Source organism: Streptomyces puniciscabiei, assembly GCF_006715785.1.
Lineage (GTDB): Bacteria > Actinomycetota > Actinomycetes > Streptomycetales > Streptomycetaceae > Streptomyces > Streptomyces puniciscabiei.
Genome location: NZ_VFNX01000001.1, coordinates 3,426,663 through 3,446,919 on the forward strand (window position 1 = coordinate 3,426,663; position 20,257 = coordinate 3,446,919).

The 20,257-nt window shown below is 71.3% G+C and carries 20 protein-coding genes; 17 read left to right on the forward strand and 3 right to left on the reverse strand.

The genetic code is table 11. The annotated features are described in order from the left end of the window. Window positions 1-47: 47 nt before the first annotated feature. Genes FB563_RS15770 through ygfZ form a run of 3 tightly spaced genes read left to right on the forward strand, consistent with a single transcriptional unit; the run spans window position 48 to window position 2,069 of the window. Complete coding sequence (locus FB563_RS15770; protein ID WP_055706578.1) at window positions 48-623, forward strand: heme-binding beta-barrel domain-containing protein; 576 nt, start codon at window positions 48-50, stop codon at window positions 621-623. A 33-nt stretch (window positions 624-656) separates the two neighbouring features. Then, the gene (locus FB563_RS15775) at window positions 657-1,094 is read left to right on the forward strand and encodes a Fur family transcriptional regulator (protein WP_055706577.1); all 438 of its coding nucleotides are present in this window, start codon (window positions 657-659) and stop codon (window positions 1,092-1,094) included. A gap of 9 nt (window positions 1,095-1,103) precedes the next feature. Beyond that, entirely contained in the window at window positions 1,104-2,069 is a 966-nt protein-coding gene (gene ygfZ / locus FB563_RS15780) for a CAF17-like 4Fe-4S cluster assembly/insertion protein YgfZ (protein WP_055706576.1), read from the forward strand. A gap of 183 nt (window positions 2,070-2,252) precedes the next feature. Here ygfZ and dtd read toward each other — a convergent pair whose 3' ends face one another. Continuing rightward, window positions 2,253-2,678, reverse strand: a complete 426-nt coding sequence (gene dtd / locus FB563_RS15785; protein WP_055706575.1) for a D-aminoacyl-tRNA deacylase — start codon at window positions 2,676-2,678, stop codon at window positions 2,253-2,255. Window positions 2,679-2,849: 171 nt separating this feature from the next. Between dtd and FB563_RS15790 the strand changes: the two genes are divergently transcribed. From FB563_RS15790 to FB563_RS15800, 3 genes are all read left to right on the forward strand, one after another. Next, window positions 2,850-3,461, forward strand: a complete 612-nt coding sequence (locus FB563_RS15790; protein WP_055706574.1) for an RsiG family protein — start codon at window positions 2,850-2,852, stop codon at window positions 3,459-3,461. Between the two features lie 57 nt (window positions 3,462-3,518). After that, window positions 3,519-4,754, forward strand: a complete 1,236-nt coding sequence (locus FB563_RS15795) for a GNAT family N-acetyltransferase (RefSeq protein WP_055706573.1) — start codon at window positions 3,519-3,521, stop codon at window positions 4,752-4,754. Window positions 4,755-5,058: 304 nt separating this feature from the next. Then, window positions 5,059-5,973, forward strand: coding sequence for a winged helix-turn-helix domain-containing protein (locus FB563_RS15800; protein ID WP_055706572.1), 915 nt, complete (start codon window positions 5,059-5,061; stop codon window positions 5,971-5,973). 13 nt (window positions 5,974-5,986) lie between these two features. Here FB563_RS15800 and FB563_RS42945 read toward each other — a convergent pair whose 3' ends face one another. Further along, a complete protein-coding gene (locus tag FB563_RS42945; RefSeq protein WP_167528489.1) occupies window positions 5,987-6,154 on the reverse strand; it encodes a hypothetical protein in 168 nt (55 codons plus the stop codon). A 143-nt stretch (window positions 6,155-6,297) separates the two neighbouring features. Between FB563_RS42945 and FB563_RS15805 the strand changes: the two genes are divergently transcribed. The 7 genes from FB563_RS15805 to FB563_RS15835 all read left to right on the forward strand — a co-directional run bounded on the left by FB563_RS15805 (window position 6,298) and on the right by FB563_RS15835 (window position 15,017). Further along, window positions 6,298-7,179, forward strand: a complete 882-nt coding sequence (locus tag FB563_RS15805) for a winged helix-turn-helix domain-containing protein (protein ID WP_199832835.1) — start codon at window positions 6,298-6,300, stop codon at window positions 7,177-7,179. Then, a complete protein-coding gene (locus tag FB563_RS15810) occupies window positions 7,128-7,943 on the forward strand; it encodes an HAD family hydrolase (RefSeq protein ID WP_199832834.1) in 816 nt (271 codons plus the stop codon). The genes FB563_RS15805 and FB563_RS15810 overlap by 52 nt, the downstream gene beginning before the upstream one ends. Window positions 7,944-8,283: 340 nt before the next feature. Further along, a complete protein-coding gene (locus tag FB563_RS15815; RefSeq protein ID WP_234357774.1) occupies window positions 8,284-9,180 on the forward strand; it encodes a winged helix-turn-helix domain-containing protein in 897 nt (298 codons plus the stop codon). Window positions 9,181-9,479: 299 nt separating this feature from the next. Beyond that, a complete protein-coding gene (locus FB563_RS15820) occupies window positions 9,480-11,636 on the forward strand; it encodes an aminoglycoside phosphotransferase family protein (RefSeq protein WP_199832833.1) in 2,157 nt (718 codons plus the stop codon). A 19-nt stretch (window positions 11,637-11,655) separates the two neighbouring features. After that, window positions 11,656-12,273 (forward strand): TetR family transcriptional regulator, encoded by a 618-nt coding sequence (locus FB563_RS15825; RefSeq protein ID WP_055706569.1) that lies wholly within the window; start codon window positions 11,656-11,658, stop codon window positions 12,271-12,273. Between the two features lie 50 nt (window positions 12,274-12,323). Next, a complete protein-coding gene (locus FB563_RS15830) occupies window positions 12,324-14,354 on the forward strand; it encodes a HelD family protein (RefSeq protein WP_055706568.1) in 2,031 nt (676 codons plus the stop codon). Window positions 14,355-14,477: 123 nt separating this feature from the next. Then, entirely contained in the window at window positions 14,478-15,017 is a 540-nt protein-coding gene (locus tag FB563_RS15835; protein ID WP_055706567.1) for a DUF6817 domain-containing protein, read from the forward strand. Between the two features lie 18 nt (window positions 15,018-15,035). Here the strand turns inward: FB563_RS15835 and FB563_RS15840 are convergent, their stop codons facing one another. After that, entirely contained in the window at window positions 15,036-17,405 is a 2,370-nt protein-coding gene (locus FB563_RS15840) for an ATP-binding cassette domain-containing protein (RefSeq protein ID WP_055706604.1), read from the reverse strand. Window positions 17,406-17,556: 151 nt separating this feature from the next. Here FB563_RS15840 and FB563_RS15845 point away from each other — a divergent pair, with 151 nt between their 5' ends. From FB563_RS15845 to FB563_RS15860, 4 genes are all read left to right on the forward strand, one after another. After that, window positions 17,557-18,123 (forward strand): carboxymuconolactone decarboxylase family protein, encoded by a 567-nt coding sequence (locus tag FB563_RS15845; RefSeq protein ID WP_055706566.1) that lies wholly within the window; start codon window positions 17,557-17,559, stop codon window positions 18,121-18,123. After that, the gene (locus FB563_RS15850) at window positions 18,120-18,986 is read left to right on the forward strand and encodes an RNA polymerase sigma-70 factor (protein ID WP_055706565.1); all 867 of its coding nucleotides are present in this window, start codon (window positions 18,120-18,122) and stop codon (window positions 18,984-18,986) included. The genes FB563_RS15845 and FB563_RS15850 overlap by 4 nt, the downstream gene beginning before the upstream one ends. Before the next feature lie 89 nt (window positions 18,987-19,075). Next, complete coding sequence (locus FB563_RS15855; RefSeq protein ID WP_055706564.1) at window positions 19,076-19,552, forward strand: helix-turn-helix domain-containing protein; 477 nt, start codon at window positions 19,076-19,078, stop codon at window positions 19,550-19,552. 77 nt (window positions 19,553-19,629) lie between these two features. Continuing rightward, window positions 19,630-20,220, forward strand: coding sequence for a hypothetical protein (locus FB563_RS15860; protein WP_055706563.1), 591 nt, complete (start codon window positions 19,630-19,632; stop codon window positions 20,218-20,220). Window positions 20,221-20,257 lie beyond the last annotated feature (37 nt).

Consider the following 20,257-nt stretch of genomic DNA (forward strand, 5'->3'; position numbering starts at 1 on the left):
CTGTACCAGGGCCAGCGCTGACCACTCCCACCCAGGAACCGCCCCTCATGATCGAGATCCCGTCCGACCTGCACAAGGACCTCGTCCCGCTCGCCTTCCTGCTCGGCAACTGGGCCGGCGCGGGCGTACACGACTTCCCCGGCTCTCAGAAGTGCAACTTCGGCCAGGAGGTCAGCTTCACCCACGACGGCCGGGACTTCCTGGAGTACCACTCCCAGACCTGGGTGCTGGACAACGACGGCAACAAGGTCCGCCCGCTGGAGTCGGAGCACGGCTTCTGGCGGATCGACGCCGACCGCAAGGTCGAGGTGACGATGACCCGCGACGACGGCGTCATCGAGATCTGGTACGGCGAGATGGCCGACAAGAAGCCGCAGATCGACCTGGTCACGGACGCCGTCGCCCGGACGGCCGCCTCGCAGCCGTACAGCGGTGGCAAGCGGCTCTACGGCTACGTCAAGAGCGACCTCATGTGGGTCGGCGAGAAGCAGACCCCCGAGGTCGAGCTGCGCCCCTACATGTCGGCCCACCTGAAGAAGGTCGTCACCCCGGAGGACGTCGAGCGCTGGGCCAAGGCCCTCCCGGACGACCTGCCGGACGACGGCATCGCCTTCTTCAAGTAAGCCTTCCCCGCCCGTAGCCCTAGACTCGTCGGTGTGGTGAGCACCGACTGGAAGAGCGACCTCAGGCAGCGCGGCTACCGGCTGACGCCGCAGCGCGAGCTTGTCCTCGAAGCCGTGGACACCCTTGAGCACGCGACCCCCGACGCCATCCTCACGGAAGTGAAGAAGACGGCGTCGGGGGTCAACATTTCCACGGTCTACCGCACTCTGGAGCTGCTGGAGGAGCTGGGCCTGGTCAGCCACGCCCACCTCGGGCACGGTGCGCCGACGTACCACCTCGCCGACCGCCACCACCATCTGCACCTGGTGTGCCGCGACTGCGAGAACGTGATCGAGGCCGACGTGGACGTGGCCGCCGAGTTCACCGCCAAGCTGCGGCAGCAGTTCGGGTTCGACACCGACATGAAGCACTTCGCGATCTTCGGCCGGTGCAAGGACTGTTCGCTGAAGAGTTCAACTACCACGTCGTAGGCTTGCCATATGAAGAGCCCCCTGCTGTCCCTGCCCGGCGCCGTCCCCGCCGAGGGCGTGGACGAAGGCGTCGCCGCCCACTACGGCGACCTGTTCCGCGAGCAGCGCGCCCTCGCCGACGGCACCGGTTTCGTCGACCTGTCCCATCGCGGTGTCGTCACCGTCAGTGGTGAGGACCGGCTGAGCTGGCTGCACCTGCTGCTCACCCAGCACGTCAGCGAGCTGCCGGCCGGTGAGGCCACCGAGGCGCTGATCCTCTCCGCGCACGGGCACATCGAGCACGCGCTGTACCTGGTGGACGACGGCAGCACCGTCTGGGCGCACGTGGAGCCCGGCACGCAGGACGCGCTGATCGCGTACCTGGAGTCGATGAAGTTCTTCTACCGCGTCGAGGTCGCCGACCGCACGGCCGACTTCGCGGTCGTCCACCTGCCCGCCGGGTCCATCGCCGAGGTGCCGGAGGGCGTCGTCGTACGCGAGACGCCGTACGGCCGTGACCTCTTCCTTCCGCGCGAGGACCTGGAGTCCTTCGCGGCCGAGCACGGGCCGGCCGCCGGCCTCCTCGCCCACGAGGCGCTGCGCGTCGAGCAGCACCGGCCCCGGCTCGGCTTCGAGACCGACCACCGCACGATCCCGCACGAGCTGGGGTGGATCGGTACGGCCGTGCACCTCCAGAAGGGCTGCTACCGGGGCCAGGAGACGGTCGCCCGCGTCCAGAACCTGGGCAAGCCGCCGCGCCGCCTGGTCTTCCTCCACCTCGACGGCAGCGAGGTCCACCTCCCGGTCCCGGGCACGGAGATCCGGCTCGCCGACGAGGGCCCGGAGGGCCGCAAGATCGGCTTCGTGACGACCTCCGCACGGCACCACGAGCTGGGCCCGGTGGCCCTGGCCCTGGTCAAGCGCAACGTCCCCCTCGACGCGAGGCTCCTGGCCGGAGAGACGGCGGCGGCGCAGGAAGTGGTTGTCGAGCCGTAGTCATGCGGCTGCGGGTGCGTGGTGGTGCTCGCGCAGTTCCCCGCGCCCCTTACGGGGCGCTGCAGGGCCGGCGCACTCGAAAACACCGCCGCCGCTGCGGGCAGTCGTGCCGCTGGGGCGGCACGGGTGGGCGCAGCGGCACCCCGCACGCGCGGCAAGCCGCCAGCCCCGGCCGACCCGCGCCTAGATCTCCAGCAGCACCGTAAAAGGCCCGTCGTTCGTCAAAGACACCCGCATCTTCGCGCCGAACCGGCCGGTGGCGACCGTCGCGCCCAGCGCCCTCAGCTGGGCCACCACCTCGTCCACCAGCGGCTCGGCGATGTCGCCGGGGGCGGCGGCGTTCCAGGTGGGGCGGCGGCCCTTGCGGGCGTCGCCGTAGAGCGTGAACTGGCTGATGACGAGCAGCGGGGCGTCGATGTCGCTGCACGACTTCTCGTCCTGCAGCATGCGGATCGACCAGAGCTTGCGGGCCAGCTGCGCCGCCTTCTCCTTGGTGTCCTCATGGGTCACCCCGACCAGGACGCACAGCCCCTCGCCCTCGATCGCGCCGACCGTCTCCCCGTCCACGACGACGCTCGCGCCGTCCACTCTCTGCACCACCGCACGCATGCGGACCATCCTGCCGGGTGGGCCGGCACGTGGGCAGAGAGAATCAATCATAGATCCCTTATAGATCTCTAACCCCCCATCTGGGGCCGTTCGGGGGCACTCGGTCACATAGCGGCCGGTTGGGGTGGCACGATGCTTCCACACGCCGGTCGAGGGGACGGTCACAAGCACATGAGCACACCGAGTACGAGCGGGTGGCTGGGGACACAGGGGACGTACCGGCCGCCCGCCCAGCGCGCTGACGCTCCGGCGGTCCCGCCGGGTCCCACGCTGCCCGCCGAGCCGCCCGAACCCGAGCTGGCCCGGCTGAGCCTGCCCGAGCTGCGCACGCTGCGCCGCGACGCCCAGCGCGACGAGGCGGACCTCAGCTATGTGCGGCGGCTGCTGCAGGGGCGGATCGACATCCTGCGGGCGGAGCTGTGCCGGCGCGGCCGCGCCTCCCTTCCGGCGCCGGCGGACGCCTCCGTGGTCGACCGGCTCCCGGAGATCCTCAAGGACGCCCCGGCCCGGCACCGCTCCTCGGCCCGCCATGTCACGCTCGGCACCCCGCACAACGAGGAGTACCGGCAACTGGCCGCCGAGATGCTCGCCGAGGTCGAGCTGTCGGACCTCCAGGCGCGGACGGACCTCGAACTGACCGCGGCCATGGGGCGCCTGGTCCGGTACGAGCAGGAGGTCTCCGGGCGCCGCCAGCTCCTGCAGCGTACGACCGACGACTGCAGCGCGGAGATCGCCCGCCGGTACCGGGAGGGCGAGGCACAGGTGGACGACCTGCTGCTCTGACGACGGCACACCGAAAACGGGAGGACACCCGGCGGGGCGCCCGCCTACCGTGGGCCCATGAGCGACGTCCGGATCGTCACCGAGGCCGATTTCGAGGACTGGCAGCGCGCGCTGGCCACCGGCTTTCTGCAGCCACCCGTCCTGACCCCCGAGGAACTCGACGCCCGCCGCCTGCAGTTCGTGCCGGGCCGGCTGCTCGGGGCCTTCGACGGCGGCCGGTGCGTCGCCACCTTCCGTTCCTTCACGCAGGAGCTCACGGCGGTGGGCGGCGGCCTGGTCCCGGCGGACGCGATCAGCAACGTCACCGTCAGCCCCACCCACCGCCGCCGTGGCCTGCTCACGCAGATGATGAACCGGGACCTCGCGGCGGCGAAGGAGCGCGGTGACGTGGTCGCCACGCTGATCGCCGCCGAGTACCCCATCTACGGCCGCTACGGCTTCGGCCCGGCCACCTGGACGACCGAGTGGACCGTCGAGGTACCCCGGGCCGGTCTCGATCCGCGCTGGCCGGGCCCGGACGACGGGGGCCGTATCGAGCTCGTGGACGGGGCGGAGGTCCGCAAGCTGGGCCCGGAGTTCCACGAGCGGTTCCGTCGCATCCAGCCCGGCGCGGTCAGCCGGAACGAGCTGTGGTGGCAGTTCAACACCGGAGCCGTCCGGCTCGGCTCCGACTGGACCGAGCCGTTCTACGCCGTCCACCGCGCGGCCGACGGCGAGGTCCAGGGCCTGGTGGCGTACAAGTCCGACGAGACCTGGACCGGCAAGCAGCCGGACCAGACCGCCAGCGTGCTCAGGCTCACCGCCACCACCACGGCGGCCGAGCGCGCCCTGTGGCACTACCTGTGTTCGATCGACTGGATCACCAAGGTCAAGAGCGGCTACCGCGGCCCCGACGACCTGCTGCCCCACTACCTCCCCGATCCGCGCGCCGCCCGGATCACCGAGCACGCGGACTGGCTGTGGGTGCGGATCCTGGACGTCGTACGGGCCCTTCAGGCGCGGACGTACGACGGGACGGGCACGCTGGTCCTGGAGGTCGTGGACCGTGCCGGTCTGGCCGGGGGGAGGTTCCGGCTTCAGGCCTCGCCGGAGGGGGCGTCCTGCGCGCCCACCGGGGAGAGTGCCGATCTCACGCTCGACGTCGCCGAGTTGGCCTCGGTCTGGCTCGGCGGTGAGTCCGTGCTGCGGCTCGCGGCGCTCGGGCGGGTCGGGGAAGAACGTGAGGGCGCCGCCCGGAAGGCCGACGCCCTGTTCCGCTCGTCCGGGCGTCCTTGGTGCCCGGACATCTTCTGATCGCTCCCTTCTCCCGGTGGCTTTCGACTGTGCATCCGTAGCGAGCTGTTCAGTTGTGGCTGTGCTGGCGGTGTTCAGTTGTGGCTGTGCCCTGTCGTGTTCAGTTGTGACTGTGCGCTTCGCCGGCCGTCCCCTGCCCGGGCTCCCGGCTCCCCTCCGGAAGGGAGCCCGATCGGCCAACCACTGGAAAGCTTGACCATGTCGTGCAAGTTGGCAGCCAACTTCACCGTACTTATGTCCGTTGGGAAGCGGCTCATAACCAGCTGTCGCTGAACTGCCGTAAGTTGGCGGGAAGTTGTAGTGTTTGTCCGTGGACCTGGAGCACGTCTCCGCCAGTGGACGGACGAGGTCACACCGGCCCCACCCGTCCCACCGCGACATCGCCGACGAACTGCGCAGCCGGATCAGGACCGGTGTGCTGCGGCCGGGCCAGCGCATGCCCACGCAGGCGGAGCTGGCCGTCGAGTTCGGCGTGGAACGCGCGGCCGTGCGCCAGGCCCTGCGCATCCTGCATGCGGAGCACCTGCTCACCAACGTGTCCAAGGGCAGTCCGGCCACCGTGGCGGCGGCACCGGGACGGGTCCGGCTGCCGACCGGGCCGGGCGCGCCGCCGCAGCCCACCATGGTCGGGCTCGCGCCCCGGATAGCGGAGGCCTTCGCCGTCCCCCACGTGCGGATCGACGCGCTGTGCCTGACCTCGGTCTCGCTCACCCTGGCCGTCGGCGAGCCGCTGCGGGAGATCCACGCGGGACGACTGGAACCGGCCAAGATCGACGTCCGGGTGCTGCTGCCCAGCCGCGACATCGACCTCGCCTTCCCGGCCCCGGTGCACGCCGACGACCACGGTCTGCTGCACCGGCGCTGGCTGGCCCAGCGCAACGCCCAGGGCATGGTGCTGCGGCAGAACCTGCTGGCCCTGCGCACCACGCACGACATCGACGTCCAGGTCTCCTTCCGCGCCCTGCCGTTCACCCCGCCGGTCAAGCTGTACCTGCTCAACGGGGTGGAGGCGCTGTTCGCGTACTACACACTCAAGCGCCGGGAGCGGGAGATCGAGCACGAGCAGCTCCAGCTGTACGACGCCGACGGCACCCGCTCGATGCTGTTCGCCTTCGAGCGGTGTGCCGGGGAGCGCGACGCCGCGTTCGTGGAGCAGTCGCGGCGGTGGTTCGACGCGCTGTGGGAGACGATCAGTTCGGAGCTCCTGCTCAGCTCCTAGAACGCGTGCGGCTTCACAGCGCCGGGCCCGCGAGGAGCACGGCGAGCAGGACGGCGCCGGCGGAGAGGGCCTTGTGGCTCCTGGTCTCGATACCGACGGAGATGAGCAGCAGGCCGACGGCGCCTGCGACACCGTACTTCCACTGGACGAGTTGCTCGACGAGGAGAGCGAGTGCGGGCATGGCGGTTCCCCCTTCCGAAGGTTGGCCAACTTGGAAAAGATCGTAGAAGTTGGCAACCAACTCCAACTAAGTTGTCCCCACTTGGTCCGAGTTCATAAACAACTTCTCGGCAACTCCCCAAAGATGGATCAGAGTTGTAGCGTTTGGTCGTGACTCAGGAGCATGTGGCAGTGAACGGCAGCAGGAGGCTCACGCCCCAGGAGATCGCCGAGACCCTGCGCGAGCGCATCCGCAGCGGTGAGCTGCAGCCGGGCGAGCGGCTGCCCACCCAGGCCGAGCTGGCCGGGGAGTTCGGCGTCGAGCGGGGTGCCGTACGCCAGGCGCTGCGGATGCTCCAGGCGGACGGCCTGCTCGCCGACGTCAGCAAGGGCAGCCCCCCGCGGGTCGCCGAGCCACGGCTCACGCGGGGCGAGCCGCAGCCGACCATGGTGGCGCTCGCGCCCCGCCTGACCGAGGCGTTCGCGGCGCCGCACGTGCGCATCGACGCCGTCTGCCTGACCGCGCAGAGCCTGATCCCCGCGCTCGGCGAGCCGCTGCGCCTGGTCCACGAGGGCCGGCTGCGCCCGGAGCGGATCGACGCCCGCATCCTGCTGCCGTCCCGCGACATCAACCTCGCCTTCCCGGTCTCCGTCGACGCCGGCAGCGAGGAGGACGACGCCGTCCACCAGCGCTGGCTGGCCATGCGCAACGCCCAGGGCCAGGTGCTGCAGTACAACCTCCAGGCGCTGCGCGCCACCCACGACATCGACGTCCAGGTCACCTTCCGGGCGTTGCCGTTCACCCCGCCGGTCAAGCTGTACCTGCTCAACGGGGTGGAGGCGCTCTTCGCGCACTACATGATCACGCGGCGCGAGGAGCCCACCGACAGCGGCACACTGGAGATGTACGACACCCTCGGCTCCGAGTCCCTGCTGTTCTCGTTCGAGCAGCGGGCAGGACAGCGGGACGCGGCGTTCGTGGAGCAATCGCAGAAGTGGTTCGACGCCCTCTGGGAAACCATCACCACGGACCTGACACTCTCCTAGTGACTTCTGATGCGACGCAGACTGAGACGCAGACTGAAACGGCGCAGTCCGAACAGACGGCGAACGAGATCGAGAAGCTACGGGTTCTGATCGAGAGTGCCCAGGTGGTCCTCTGGGACTTCGACGGACCGATCTGCCGTCTGTTCGCGCGGCACCGGGCGGAACGGGTGGCGGCCGAGCTGGTGGACTGGCTGGCCGGGCGCGGGCTGCACAACCTGCTCAGCGACTCCGAACGCGACTCGCTGGACCCGCATGTGGTGCTGCGCGCCGTGGACCGCCGGCACCCCGGCAGCGACCTCGTGACCGAGCTGGAGGAACGTCTCACCCAGGAGGAGCTGCGGGCCGCCGGTTCCGCCCTGCCCACCCCCTACGCCGACCCCCTGATACGCACCTGGACCGCGGTCGGCTCCCGCCTGGCCATCACCACCAACAACTCCCCCAGAGTGGTCCGCGCCTATCTGCAGGGCCGCGAGCTCACCGGCTGCTTCGCCCCGCACATCTACGGACGCACGACCGACCTGCACCTCCTCAAACCCGACCCGCACTGTCTGAACCGGGCGCTGGCCGCGACGGGCTCCGCCCCCTCGGCGGCCCTGATGATCGGCGACTCGCCCTCCGACCTCGCCGCCGCGAACGACGCCGGTGTGCCCTTCCTCGGCTACGCGCGTAACGAACGGAAGGGGAAGCTTTTGCGGGAGGCCGGAGCCGGGTTCGTGGTCGCGTCGCTGGAGCCGCTGCTGCGCGTGTTGCGTCGCCGCCGGTGACAGCGGGCCGCGCGGCACCCGGAACCCCGGCCCGCGACCGGTGCCGTACCCGCTTGCGGATCCAGGCCGTCAGCGACACCAGCAGTCCCGCGCCCCACAGGACGAGCTGACCGAGGTCGTCGACCTGCACGTCGAACCCGAGCACATGGATCGTCACGGCTTCCACCCCCCGTCGCGCCCCGGCAACCGGTCAACCCCTCAAGTCGCCACTGTTGACTGGTGAAGTTGACTGCTTGTGGCAGCATGCCCGGTCAACTAGATCCAGTAACCGGCCAGTTGACTTGACTGGTTGCCTGGCGGCCGGAGTTTGCCGCCGGTGCGGGGGAGGTACGAACCGGGTGTGACGGTGGAGCGGGAGGACCGGGCCGACGAGGCGGGCGGGCACGAGTTCCTCCGGGTCGCGGACGAGCTGCGGGCGCGGATGGCCGACGGCTTCTACCCGGTGGACACCTATCTGCCCCCGCAGAGAACGCTGGCGGAGGAGTTCGGGATCTCCCGGGACACCGTGCAGCGGGCCCTGCAGGCACTGCGCGGCGAGGGCTGGATCCAGTCCCGGCAGGGCAAGGGCTCACGGGTGCTGCGCAACCAGCGCATCCAGTCCTCGACGCCCCGGGCCAGCCGCTCGCGCCGCCAGCTGACCCTCGGCCCGCTGATCGCCGAGGCCTTCGAGCAGCCCGAAGTCACCCTGGACATCTACACGTTGACCTCGGAGAGCCTGGACACCCACATCCACCTGCAGGCGGAGCGGATCCGTGCCGGGATCATCGCGCCCGAGCGCATCGCCCTGCGCCTGATCCTGCCGTCCGCGATCGACGCCCTGCCGTATCCGCGGGGAGTGGACCGGCGGGACGACAAGCGGCTGCGGGAACGGCTGCGGCGCATCGCCGACACCCACATCGCCTCCCTCGGCAAGGTCCTCGGGGAACTGCACACGGAGAAGCTCGTCCCGAAGGTGTCGTACGAGTTCCGCCATGCCCCCTTCGCACCCACGTTCAAGCTGTACGTCATCAACCGCTCCGAGGTGCTGCACGGTCCCTACATACCGCTCGTCCGGCCGGTGATGCTCGACGTCCACGAAGAGGTCCGGGCGGTGGACGTCCTGGGCTTCGGCGCGACCCTCACCCATCACGTCCGGGACGGCCGCACCGACTCGCCGGGGTCGACCTTCGTGGACGGCATGACGGCGTGGTTCGACGCGATGTGGGAGCTGCTGACGGACGAGTCCGCCGCCGGGTGAGCACAGCCCCGCTGATCGAGGGCCGGTCGAGCGGTGTGCTGTAGCATGCGCGCACCGAGTGAGCAACCGCTCCCGTTCGTACGTACGGGACGGCAATCGTGCCGACCCGAAAAGAACCTGACGCAGACGAGCGCCGAACACACCCGTTGAGGCTAGTCGGCCACGGTTCCGCTCGTGCGGACAGACACCCGCGTTTACCGTTTGCCATACTTTCCACCAGCGCGAGCAATTCGGAGCGGCCAGTGGGCGCACCTCCCGTTTCCCACCTCTTGCGTGGGGAACGCGCCGGACCCGGCGCAGTGCATGCGCTGAACGAAGGATTCGTCGACCTCGCCACGCGTCAGGGCGAGGTGAGCAGCGGCCACCACAACGACAACTACCGGATCCCGCTCCCGCTGCCCCTGGCACAGCTCCTGGGCCGCGAGGCGGGCACCTCGGTGACCGTGCGGATCCGGCGGCCGAAGGTGCTGCCGGTGGTGATCAGGACCTGGCACAACGAGGCGGAGATCCTCCGGGCGGTCAGGAGCGTCCTGCCGCACGCGCCGGAGTGCCTGGCGGAGGGGGACGGGTTCGCCGTCCACAGCTATGTGGAAGGCGTGCCGCTCTCCAGCGTCTGCGGCAACGGCAAGCCCGTCGACGCGCTGCTGATCAAGGCCCTCGCCGGGCTGCTCGCCCAGATGGCCCAGGTGCGCCGGGGTGCGCTGCCACCGCTGCCGGCCGGCTGGCCCAGCAACGACCAGGACAGCCAGGGCTTTCTGCAGACGCTCGCGCGCCTGGCCGACCAGCAGATCCGCCGGCCCAACTGGAGGGCGTTCGGCGGTCTGTTCGCGGCGCTGGGCATTCCGGAGGACGCGCTCGTCCGGCTGGCCGAGCGGGTGCCGCCGATGGCGCGCCGGCCGTACAGCCTGCTCCACGCCGACCTGCACCGCGACAACCTGATCATGACGTACGCCGGGGAACCCCCGCTGATCTGCGTCGACTGGGAGCTGGCGACGTACGGCGACCCGCTCCACGACCTGGCGACCCATCTGGTGCGCATGCGGTACCCGAGGCACCAGTGGTCCGAGGTGATCGACGCCTGGGCCGAGGCCATGGGGCGGGTCCGCCCGGCGGCGGTCAACGGGCTGGCCAAGGACCTGCGCCACTACATCGCCTTCGAGCAGGCGCAGTCGGTGTACCCGGACGTCATGCGCGCCGCGATCTCCCTGGACGAGACGTTCGACCAGAAGGGGCTGGACCACGCCACGGGGAAGGTGCGCCGCGCCCTGGAGGCGGCCCGGGCACCGCTGAACCTGCGCGCTCTGCCCGGCGAGGCGGAGATCGAGCGGATCCTGTTCCGCTGGCGCATCTCTCGCGGAAAGGCACGCAAGGGCCTGTTCTCCACCTTTGTCTCCCCCTCCTGGACCCCGGACAGAAGGGTGCCCGAGCACCGGGACTTCCCTTACTCGGCCGTGCACGCGGCGCTGCACGCGGAAGGTGCCGCTCCGGCCGGCCGGGTGTTCAAGGGAACGGCCCATCTGAATTCCGTGGTGCGGGTCCCCGGTGTCGACTTCCCGGTGGTGGTACGGCGGAAGGTGGCGAAGGTCTGCCGCCGTGAACGCAGCTTTCTCAGCGAGCACGCGGTGCTGCGGGCCATCGAGGACTCGGGTGTTCCGGTGGCGGCGCCGAGGATTCTCGCCCTGGGCGAGAGCTATCCGGGGCAATTCCGTAAGGACAGTTTCGCCATCCACACCTACGAGGGGCCGCTCGACACCCAACGGCCGCCCGACCACCCGGTGCACGGGCTGCTCCCGCACGAGGCGGACCGGCTCGTCGACCAGCTCTGCGCGCTGAAGGACGTGGACTACACGAAGCTCGACCCCGCGGCGGGCGAGCGGGACTTCCGCTTCTACGGCTGGCTGGCGGACCAGCTCGTGGCCCTGGTCGGCGGTCTGCCCAAGCAGTCCCAGCACCTGGCCCGGCTGCTCGGTCTGCCCGAGGCCGGCCGGCTGCGGCAGATACTGGCCCGGCACGACGTGAGCCACCGGAAGCCGACCCTGCTGCACGGCGACCTGAATCCGTGGAACCTCGTACGCCGCGACGACGACCTGGCGCTGACCCTCATCGACTGGGAGCTGGCGGCCTTCGGCGATCCCCTGTACGACCTTGTCAGGCACATGCACCTGACGCCGACCCGGCCGGAGATCCGGGACCGGATGTTCCGCCGCTGGGAGTCCCTGATGCCCGCGGAGTACACCCGTGACTGGCAGCAGGACTGGCGGGTCTACCGGTGGATCGAGATCGTCCGCTCGGCCTATGTGGACCTCGACCGGCTGGTCACCGGCGCCAGTCTGGACGCTCCCAACGTCCGCCGTGCCGTGGACTCGTACGCCATGACCCTGGCGGCGGCCAAGGGCTCACTCGGCCTGCCGGCCCGCCCGACGGCGAATCCCTATCTGGCTCGTGCCCTGGCGTAGCGTGCGTAGGCTCGGCGGTATGGGTGAGGAGATCGGCCTGCGTGAGCGCAAGAAGCGGCGGATGTACCAGGAGGTGTCGGACATCGCCGTACGGCTGTTCCTGGAGCGGGGCTTCGACGCGGTGTCCGTGGCCGAGGTCGCGGCGGCGGCCGGGATCTCCAAGCCGACGCTCTTCCGGTACTTCCCGGCGAAGGAGGACCTGGTCCTGCACCGGATCGCGGACCACGAGACGGAGGCCGCGCGGGTGGTCGCCCAGGCGGCCGACCCGGTGGACGCGCTGCGCCGGCACTTCCTCGCCGGTCTCGAACGGCGCGATCCGGTCACCGGGCTGAACGACCACCCCCAGGTGCTCGCCTTCCACACCCTGCTCTACGGCACCCCGGCCCTGGTGGCGCGGGCGCACTCCCATCTGGAGCGGTCGGAGGCGGCGCTCGCCGAGGCGCTCGGCGGCGGACTGGACGCACGGCTGGCCGCCGGGCAGATCATCGCCGTGCAGCGCATCCTCGCCCAGGAGAACTGGCGGCGGGTCGCGGCGGGGGAGCGGATCGAACAGGTGGCGCCGGACGCCGTACGGGCGGCGGAGCGGGCGTTCCGGCGGCTGGCGGAGGGGCTGCCGGAGCTGAGGCGTGACGCATGAGACTCGGTTAAAAATGTAACTCGGTAACGTTATCGCGTTACCCTGGCGCCATGACGTCACCCCGCCCCGCCCTCACGGACACCCTGCACACCGAGCGCGCCCACCACGACACCTGCCGTGCCGCCCTCGCCGCGATGGTCGAGGGCGCCGCCGAGCAGGTCGTCATCGGCGAGGACGTCTCCGCCTCCGGGGCCGACGCCGAAGTGCTCGGCCGCCGACTGCGCAGCCAGGCCAAGGCGCTGCGCGAACTGCCGCCCGGACCGCTGTTCTTCGGCCGCCTGGACTTCGCCGCCACCGACCCCGAGCACGGCGGGCAGCACTACCACGTCGGCAGGCTCCGCATCACCGAGGACCCGGCCGCCCCACCCCTCGTGGTGGACTGGCGGGCCCCGGTCTCCCGCGCCTTCTACCAGGCGAGCGCCCGGGACCCCCGGGGCGTCGAGGTACGGCGCCGGTTCGGCTGGGCGCCCGGCAGCCGGGGCGACTCCGCCGACCTCACCGGCCTGGAGGACGAGCACCTCGGCCGGGGCGAGTCCCGGACCAGCGACATCCTCGCCCGCGAGATCGAGCGGCCCCGCGTCGGACCCATGCGGGACATCGCCGCCACCATCCAGCCCGAACAGGACGACCTCGTCCGCGCCGCCCTCACCGAGTCGGTGTGCGTCCAGGGCGCGCCCGGCACCGGCAAGACGGCGGTGGGCCTGCACCGCGCCGCGTACCTGCTCTACACCCACCCCAAGCGGCTCCAGCGCGCCGGACTGCTGATCCTCGGCCCCAACCGCACCTTCCTGTCGTACATCGCCGAGGTACTGCCCTCGCTCGGCGAGACGGGTGTGCGCCAGTCGACCCTCCTGGAGGAGATCGCCCGCCACCCGGTCACCGGCACCGACCCGGCGCACACGGCGGCGCTCAAGCACGACCCCCGCATGGCCGAGGTGCTGCGCCGGGCGCTGTACGGCCGGATCACCACCGACGGCGTGACCGACCTCGTCGTGAAGGACGGCTCCAGCCGGTGGCGGGTGCCCGCCGCGGAACTGGCCGACATCGTCGAGGCGGTGCGCACCGAGGAGCCGCCGTACGCCATCGGCCGCGAGCGGGTGCGCACCCGGGTGGTGCGGCGGTTGCGTGAGCGGGCCGAACGGCGCGCCGGGGTGCTGCCCGCCTCCTGGGTGCGCCGCATGGAGCGGGCCCGCCCGCTCACCGAGCATCTCGACCTGGTCTGGCCCAGGGTCCGCCCGGAGGAGGTGCTGACCCAACTCCTCGCCCATCCCGGGGAGTTGTCGCTTTCGGCCGAAGGCCTGCTGGACCCGGACGAGCAGGCGGCACTGCTGTGGCCCCGCCCGCCGCGCTCGTACAAGTCGGCCCGCTGGTCGGCCGCCGACCTGGTCCTGCTGGACGAACTCGCCGGCCTGATCGAACACCCCGAGGGCTACGGCCACCTCGTGGTCGACGAGGCCCAGGACCTGTCTCCCATGGAGTGCCGGGCCATCGCCCGCCGGGCGGCCTTCGGCTCGCTCACCGTCCTCGGCGACCTCGCCCAGGGCACCACTCCGTGGGCCGCCCGCGACTGGTCCGTCCAGCTGCGCCACCTGGGCCGCGCCGAGGCCGCCGTGGTCCCGCTGACCACCGGGTTCCGGGCCCCGGCGGCCGTCGTGGCGCTGGCCAACCGCCTGCTGCCCCGCCTGGACGTCTCGGTGCCCCCGGCCCACTCCCTGCGCGCCGACGGCGAGTTGAGGATGCGCCCGACCGACGACGTGCCGGGCACGACCGTGACCGCGGTGCGCGAGGCGCTGGTCCACGAGGGCTCGGTGGGCGTCGTGGCGGCCGACGTGGACGTGGCCGCCGTACGGCAGGCCCTCACGGCGGCGGGCCTCGCCCCGGCCGGCCCGGACGAGCTCGGCGCCCGCCTGACACTCGTCCCCGCGACCCTGGCCAAGGGCCTGGAGTACGACCATGTGATCGCCGTGGAACCGGCGGCGGTGGCGGAGGCGGAGGAGCGGGGCGCGCACCGGCTGTACGTCGTGCTGACAAGGGCGGTCTCCCGCCTGGACGTGGTCCACGCCCGTCCGCTCCCGTTCTGACGGGGGAAGCGGGTGAAGCGTCGGCTTGGGCCGGTGGAGGGAAACCGAGGATTGACCGGCCCGCCGCGGCCGCCGGATGATCGGCAGGTCGATGTCCCCCGGGCCGATGGACGGAGGAGACCCGTGTCGGACCCCCAGGCCGCCGCGGTCGCGTTCCTGCGCGAGCGGGGTGCCGCCCGTCTCGCGCATCCGGGCGGCACCCTCCTCGCGCATCTCCGGCGCGTCGAACGGCAGCTGGCGGAGTGGGGCGCGCGCCCGGCCCTCCGGCTCGCCGGCCTGTGCCACGCCTGCTACGGCACCGACGGCTTTCCCGAGCCCCTGCTGCCGCCCGGCCGACGGGCCGAACTGGCGGCCGTCATCGGTGCCGAGGCCGAGGCCCTCGTGTACCTGTACGGCTCCTGCGACCGCAAGGCCACCTATCCGGCGCTCGCCGAGGACGACGGGCTCTTCCAGGACCGGTTCACCGGTCGCGCCCATGTCCCCGGGGCCGGCCCGCGCCGGGACTTCGCCGAGCTGACCGCCGCCAACGAACTCGACCTGGCCCGCCGGGACCCCGCCTTCCGCGGCCGATGGGGTCCGGACCTCCTCGCTCTCCTCACCCGCGTCCGGCCCCTGCTGAGCCCGTCGGCCTGGTCGGCCTGCGAGACGGTACTGGCCGGCTGACCCGGCCGGCCCGCCCCCTCACGCGCCGACGTACTCCGCCAGGTGCTCACCGGTGAGGGTGGAGCGGGTCTTCACCAGCTCCGCCGGGGTGCCCTCGAAGACCACGCGGCCGCCGTCGTGGCCGGCGCCGGGGCCCAGGTCGATGATCCAGTCGGCGTGGGCCATGACGGCCTGGTGGTGTTCGACGACGACGACCGACTTGCCGGAGTCGACCAGACGGTCCAGCAGGGCGAGGAGCTGTTCGACGTCGGCCAGGTGGAGGCCGGTCGTCGGCTCGTCCAGGACGTAGATCCCGCCCTTGTCGGCCATGTGCGTGGCCAGTTTCAGGCGCTGGCGTTCCCCGCCGGAGAGCGTGGTGAGCGGCTGGCCCAGGGTGAGGTAGCCGAGGCCGACGTCCGACATCCGCTCGAGGATCTTGTGGGCGGCCGGGGTGCGCGCCTCGCCCGCGGCGAAGAACTCCTCCGCCTCGGTCACCGACATCGCCAGCACCTCCGCGATGTCCCGCCCGCCGAAGGTGTACTCCAGCACCGAGGCCTGGAAGCGTTTGCCCTCGCACTCCTCGCAGGTCGTGGCGACACCGGCCATCATCGCCAGGTCGGTGTAGACGACACCGGCGCCGTTGCAGGTGGGGCAGGCGCCCTCGGAGTTGGCGCTGAACAACGCCGGCTTCACACCGTTGGCCTTGGCGAACGCCTTGCGGATCGGCTCCAGCAGCCCGGTGTACGTCGCCGGGTTGCTGCGCCGCGAGCCGCGGATCGGGGTCTGGTCGATCGACACGACGTCCGCGCCCGCGGGCATCGAGCCGTGCACCAGCGAGCTCTTGCCGGAGCCCGCGACACCCGTGACGACACAGAGCACGCCCAGCGGGACGTCCACGTCGACGTTCCGCAGGTTGTGCGTGTTCGCGCCCCTGATCTCCAGCGATCCGGTGGGCTTGCGCACGGTGTCCTTGACGCGGGCCCGGTCGTCCAGGTGCCGGCCGGTGAGGGTGCCGCTGGCCCGCAGCCCCTCCACGGTGCCCTCGAAACAGACGGTGCCGCCCGCCGTACCGGCGCCGGGACCGAGGTCGACGACATGGTCGGCGATCGCGATCGCCTCCGGCTTGTGCTCCACGACCAGCACGGTGTTGCCCTTGTCCCGCAGGCGCAGCAGGAGCTCGTTCATCCGCTGGATGTCGTGCGGGTGCAGGCCGATGGTCGGCTCGTCGAAGACGTACGTGACGTCGGTGAGGGACGAGCCGAGGTGGCGGATCATCTTCACGCGCTGGGCCTCGCCGCCCGACAGCGTGCCCGCCGGCCGGTCGAGCGAGAGATAGCCGAGGCCGATCTCCACGAACGAGTCCAGGGTGTGCCGCAGGGATGCCAGCAGCGGTGCCACCGTCGGCTCGTCCAGCCCGCGTACCCACTCGGCCAGGTCGCTGATCTGCATCGCGCACGCGTCGGCGATGCTGACGCCGTCGATCTTCGAGGAGCGGGCCGCGGCGGTGAGCCGGGTGCCCTCGCACTCGGGGCAGACGGTGAAGGTGACCGCGCGGTCCACGAACGCCCGGATGTGCGGCTGCATGCCCTCCTTGTCCTTGGCGAGCATCGACTTCTGGATCCGCGGGACCAGACCCTCGTAGGTCATGTTGATGCCCGCGATCTTCATCCGGGTCGGTTCCTTGTACAGGAAGTCCTGCAGCTCCCGCTTGGTGAACTTCCGGATCGGCTTGTCCGGGTCGTACAGGCCGGACTCGGTGTAGAGGCGGTAGTTCCAGCCGCCCGTCTTGTAGCCGGGGACCGTCAGCGCGCCCTCGTTGAGGGACAGGGAGTCGTCGAAGAGCTGGGTGAGGTCGAGGTCGGTGACCGTGCCCCGGCCCTCGCAGCGCGGGCACATGCCGCCGGTGATGCTGAAGCTGCGCCGCTCCTTCACCTGCTGTCCGCCGCGCTCCACGGTGACCGCGCCGGCCCCGCTGATCGAGGCGACGTTGAAGGAGTACGCCTTGGGCGAGCCGATGTGCGGCTTGCCGAGCCGGCTGAACAGGATGCGGAGCATCGCGTTGGCGTCGGTGGCGGTGCCGACGGTGGAGCGGGGGTCGGCGCCCATCCGCTGCTGGTCCACGATGATCGCGGTGGTGAGCCCGTCGAGGACGTCGACCTCGGGGCGCGCGAGCGTCGGCATGAAGCCCTGCACGAACGCGCTGTACGTCTCGTTGATCAGCCGCTGCGACTCCGCGGCGATCGTGTCGAACACCAGCGAGCTCTTGCCGGAGCCGGACACGCCGGTGAACACGGTCAGCCGGCGCTTGGGGAGCTCCACGCTGACGTCCTTGAGGTTGTTCTCCCGGGCGCCGTGCACACGGATCAGGTCGTGGCTGTCGGCTGTGTGCGGTGCGGTGGCGTCGTCCATGGCGGTCACGGTAGCGGGGCGGGGCCGCCCGCCGCTTCTCGAATCCTGACCACCCTTGCGACCTGCCGCCGGGCCCGGTGTCACACCCGCAAGCCCGGCGGTGTCTTCATGGCGAACCGGTCAGAACCGGTCGGTACCCGAGGAGGACACCATGACCCTGCGCGTTCCGAAGGCAGAACTGCCCGCCGAGCTGAGGGAGGCCCTGCTGAAGCAGCTCGGTGCCGTGCCCGAGCCCGACGAGGTGCTGTGGAACCACCCGGAACTCGCCATGGCCTGCCGGGAGTTCGCCATGAAGGTCGGCGCGTGCGAGGCGGTCGACGCGGACCTCAAGACCTTCGCGCACATGGCCGTGGCGGCACAGGTCGGCTGCAGCTGGTGCCTCGACATCAACTACTTCCTCGCGCTGAACCAGAACCTGGACCTGACCAAGGCGAGCCAGGTGCCGCGCTGGCGGGAGTCGGAGGTGTTCACGCCGCTGGAGCGGGACGTGCTGGAGTACGCCGAGGCCATGACGAACACCCCGACGACCGTCACCGACGAGCTGTCGGCACGGCTGCTCGACCGGCTCGGCCCGGCGGCGCTGGTCGAACTCACCGTGGTCATCGGCTTCGCCAACTTCGCGAGTCGCTGCAACACGGCCCAGGGGATCACCTCGCAGGGCTACTCCGAGTCCTGCGAGATCCCGCTGGCCGCGCGTCCGGAGCAGCCGGCTCGATGACCGAGGATCCCTTCGTCGCCCACCGCAGCCTGCTCTTCACGGTCGCCTACGAGATGCTCGGCTCGGCGGCCGACGCCGAGGACGTGCTGCAGGAGTCCTGGCTGCGGTGGGCCGGCGTCGAGCGGGCCGAGGTGCGTGACGCCCGGGCGTACCTGGTGCGGATCGTCACCCGGCAGGCGCTCAACCGGCTGCGCGCCCTGTCCCGCCGCCGCGAGGAGTACGTCGGCGAGTGGCTGCCGGAACCCCTGCTGACCAGCCCCGATGTCGCCGAGGACGTCGAACTCGCGGAGAGCGTGTCGATCGCGATGCTGACGGTCCTGGAAACCCTGGGACCGACCGAGCGCGTGGTGTTCGTGCTCCGCGAGGTCTTCGAGCTGCCGTACGGGGAGATCGGGGAGGCGGTCGGGAAGACGGCGGCCACGGTACGGCAGATCGCGCGGCGCGCCCGTGAGCACGTGGCGGCCCGGCGGCCGCGCGTGCGGGTGAGCCGCGCCGAGCAGCAGGCCGTGGTGGAACGCTTCCTGGCCGCACTGCGCACCGGGCAGCTGGCGGAGCTGCTGCAGCTCATGGCCCCGGACGTGGTCATGGTCACCGACGGGGGCGGGGTGGTGGCCGCCGCCGTGACGCCGTTCCACGGGGCCGCAGCGGTCGCGGAGGTGCTCGTGCGCGCGCACCGGCTGGTGGACACGCTGGAGGTGACGTCGGTGTGGCTCAACGGCGCCCCGGCCGGCCGCATGGACGTCGACGGCGAACCGAGCGCGCTGAGCCTGACGGTGGAGGACGGCCGGATCACCCGGATCCACGTGGTGCGCAACCCGCACAAGCTGACCCGCCTGAACGAGCCGGCCGAACTCGCCCGGTAGGTCCGGCGCCCCTCCCTCGCCGCGGACTGCGACAGACTTTTGCAAGCGGGTGCTTGCAATTGTTAGCGAGGGTGGGGCAAGGTGGAGGCATGGCATCGCTGAACGTCGGCAACCTCGGTGAGTACCTGCGCGAGCAGCGGCGGAACGCACAGCTGTCGCTGCGGCAGCTCGCCGACGCCGCCGGGGTGTCCAATCCCTACCTGAGCCAGATCGAGCGCGGGCTGCGCAAGCCGAGCGCGGAGGTGCTCCAGCAGGTCGCCAAGGCCCTGCGCATCTCCGCCGAGACGCTGTACGTCCGCGCCGGGATCCTCGACGCCGAGCGGGACCGGGATGAAGTGGAGACCAGGGCGGTCATCCTCGCCGATCCCTCGCTCAACGAGCGGCAGAAGCAGGTGCTGCTCCAGATCTACGAGTCCTTCCGCAAAGAGAACGGATTCGGGATCGGCGAGCCCGCCGGCGACGAGGACGGCGCACAGGGAGCGGACACCGACGGCACCGCCGTGCCCGGCACCGGCACGGCCGGCGGACACGATGCCGATGCAGGCCCGCGGCGGACGGCCGGGTAACCGGACCAGGGCGCCGGCTCCCACCGCGGGACCACACCAACCTCAGCCGAACGCGAATCCGGGAGGACCAGATCACCATGGCCATCACCGACGACCTGCGCAAGACCCTCAGCGACCCCACCCCGCTCTACTTCGCCGCCGGCACCGCCGACCTCGCCCTCCAGCAGGCCAAGAAGGTGCCCGCCCTGGTCGAGCAGCTGCGCACCGAGGCCCCGGCCCGCATCGAGAAGGTGCGCAACACCGACCCGAAGGCCGTGCAGGAGAAGGCCGCCGCCCGGGCCAAGGAGGCGCAGGAGACCCTCCAGACCAAGGTCAACGAGTTCCTCGGCACCCTCGACGTCGACCTGAAGAAGCTCGGCGAGCAGGCCCAGGACCTTGCGCTGCGCGGGGTCGGCGTCGCCGCCGAGTACGCCGTCAAGGCCCGCGAGACCTACGAGAAGGTCGCCGAGCACGGCGAGCAGGCCGTGAAGAACTGGCGCGGCGAGGCCGCCGAGGAGATCGAGGACCTCGCGATCGCCGTCGAGGGCAAGCCCGAGCCGGCCGCGGCGGAGCCGAAGCCGGCCGAGGCCGCCGCGGAGCCGGCCGAGGAGAAGAAGCCGGCGGCGAAGAAGGCGCCGGCCGCGCGCAAGGCCACCACCGCGAAGAAGACGACGCCGCCGGCCAAGTGACCGGCAGCGGCGGGATCACGACGGAATGACAGCGGGC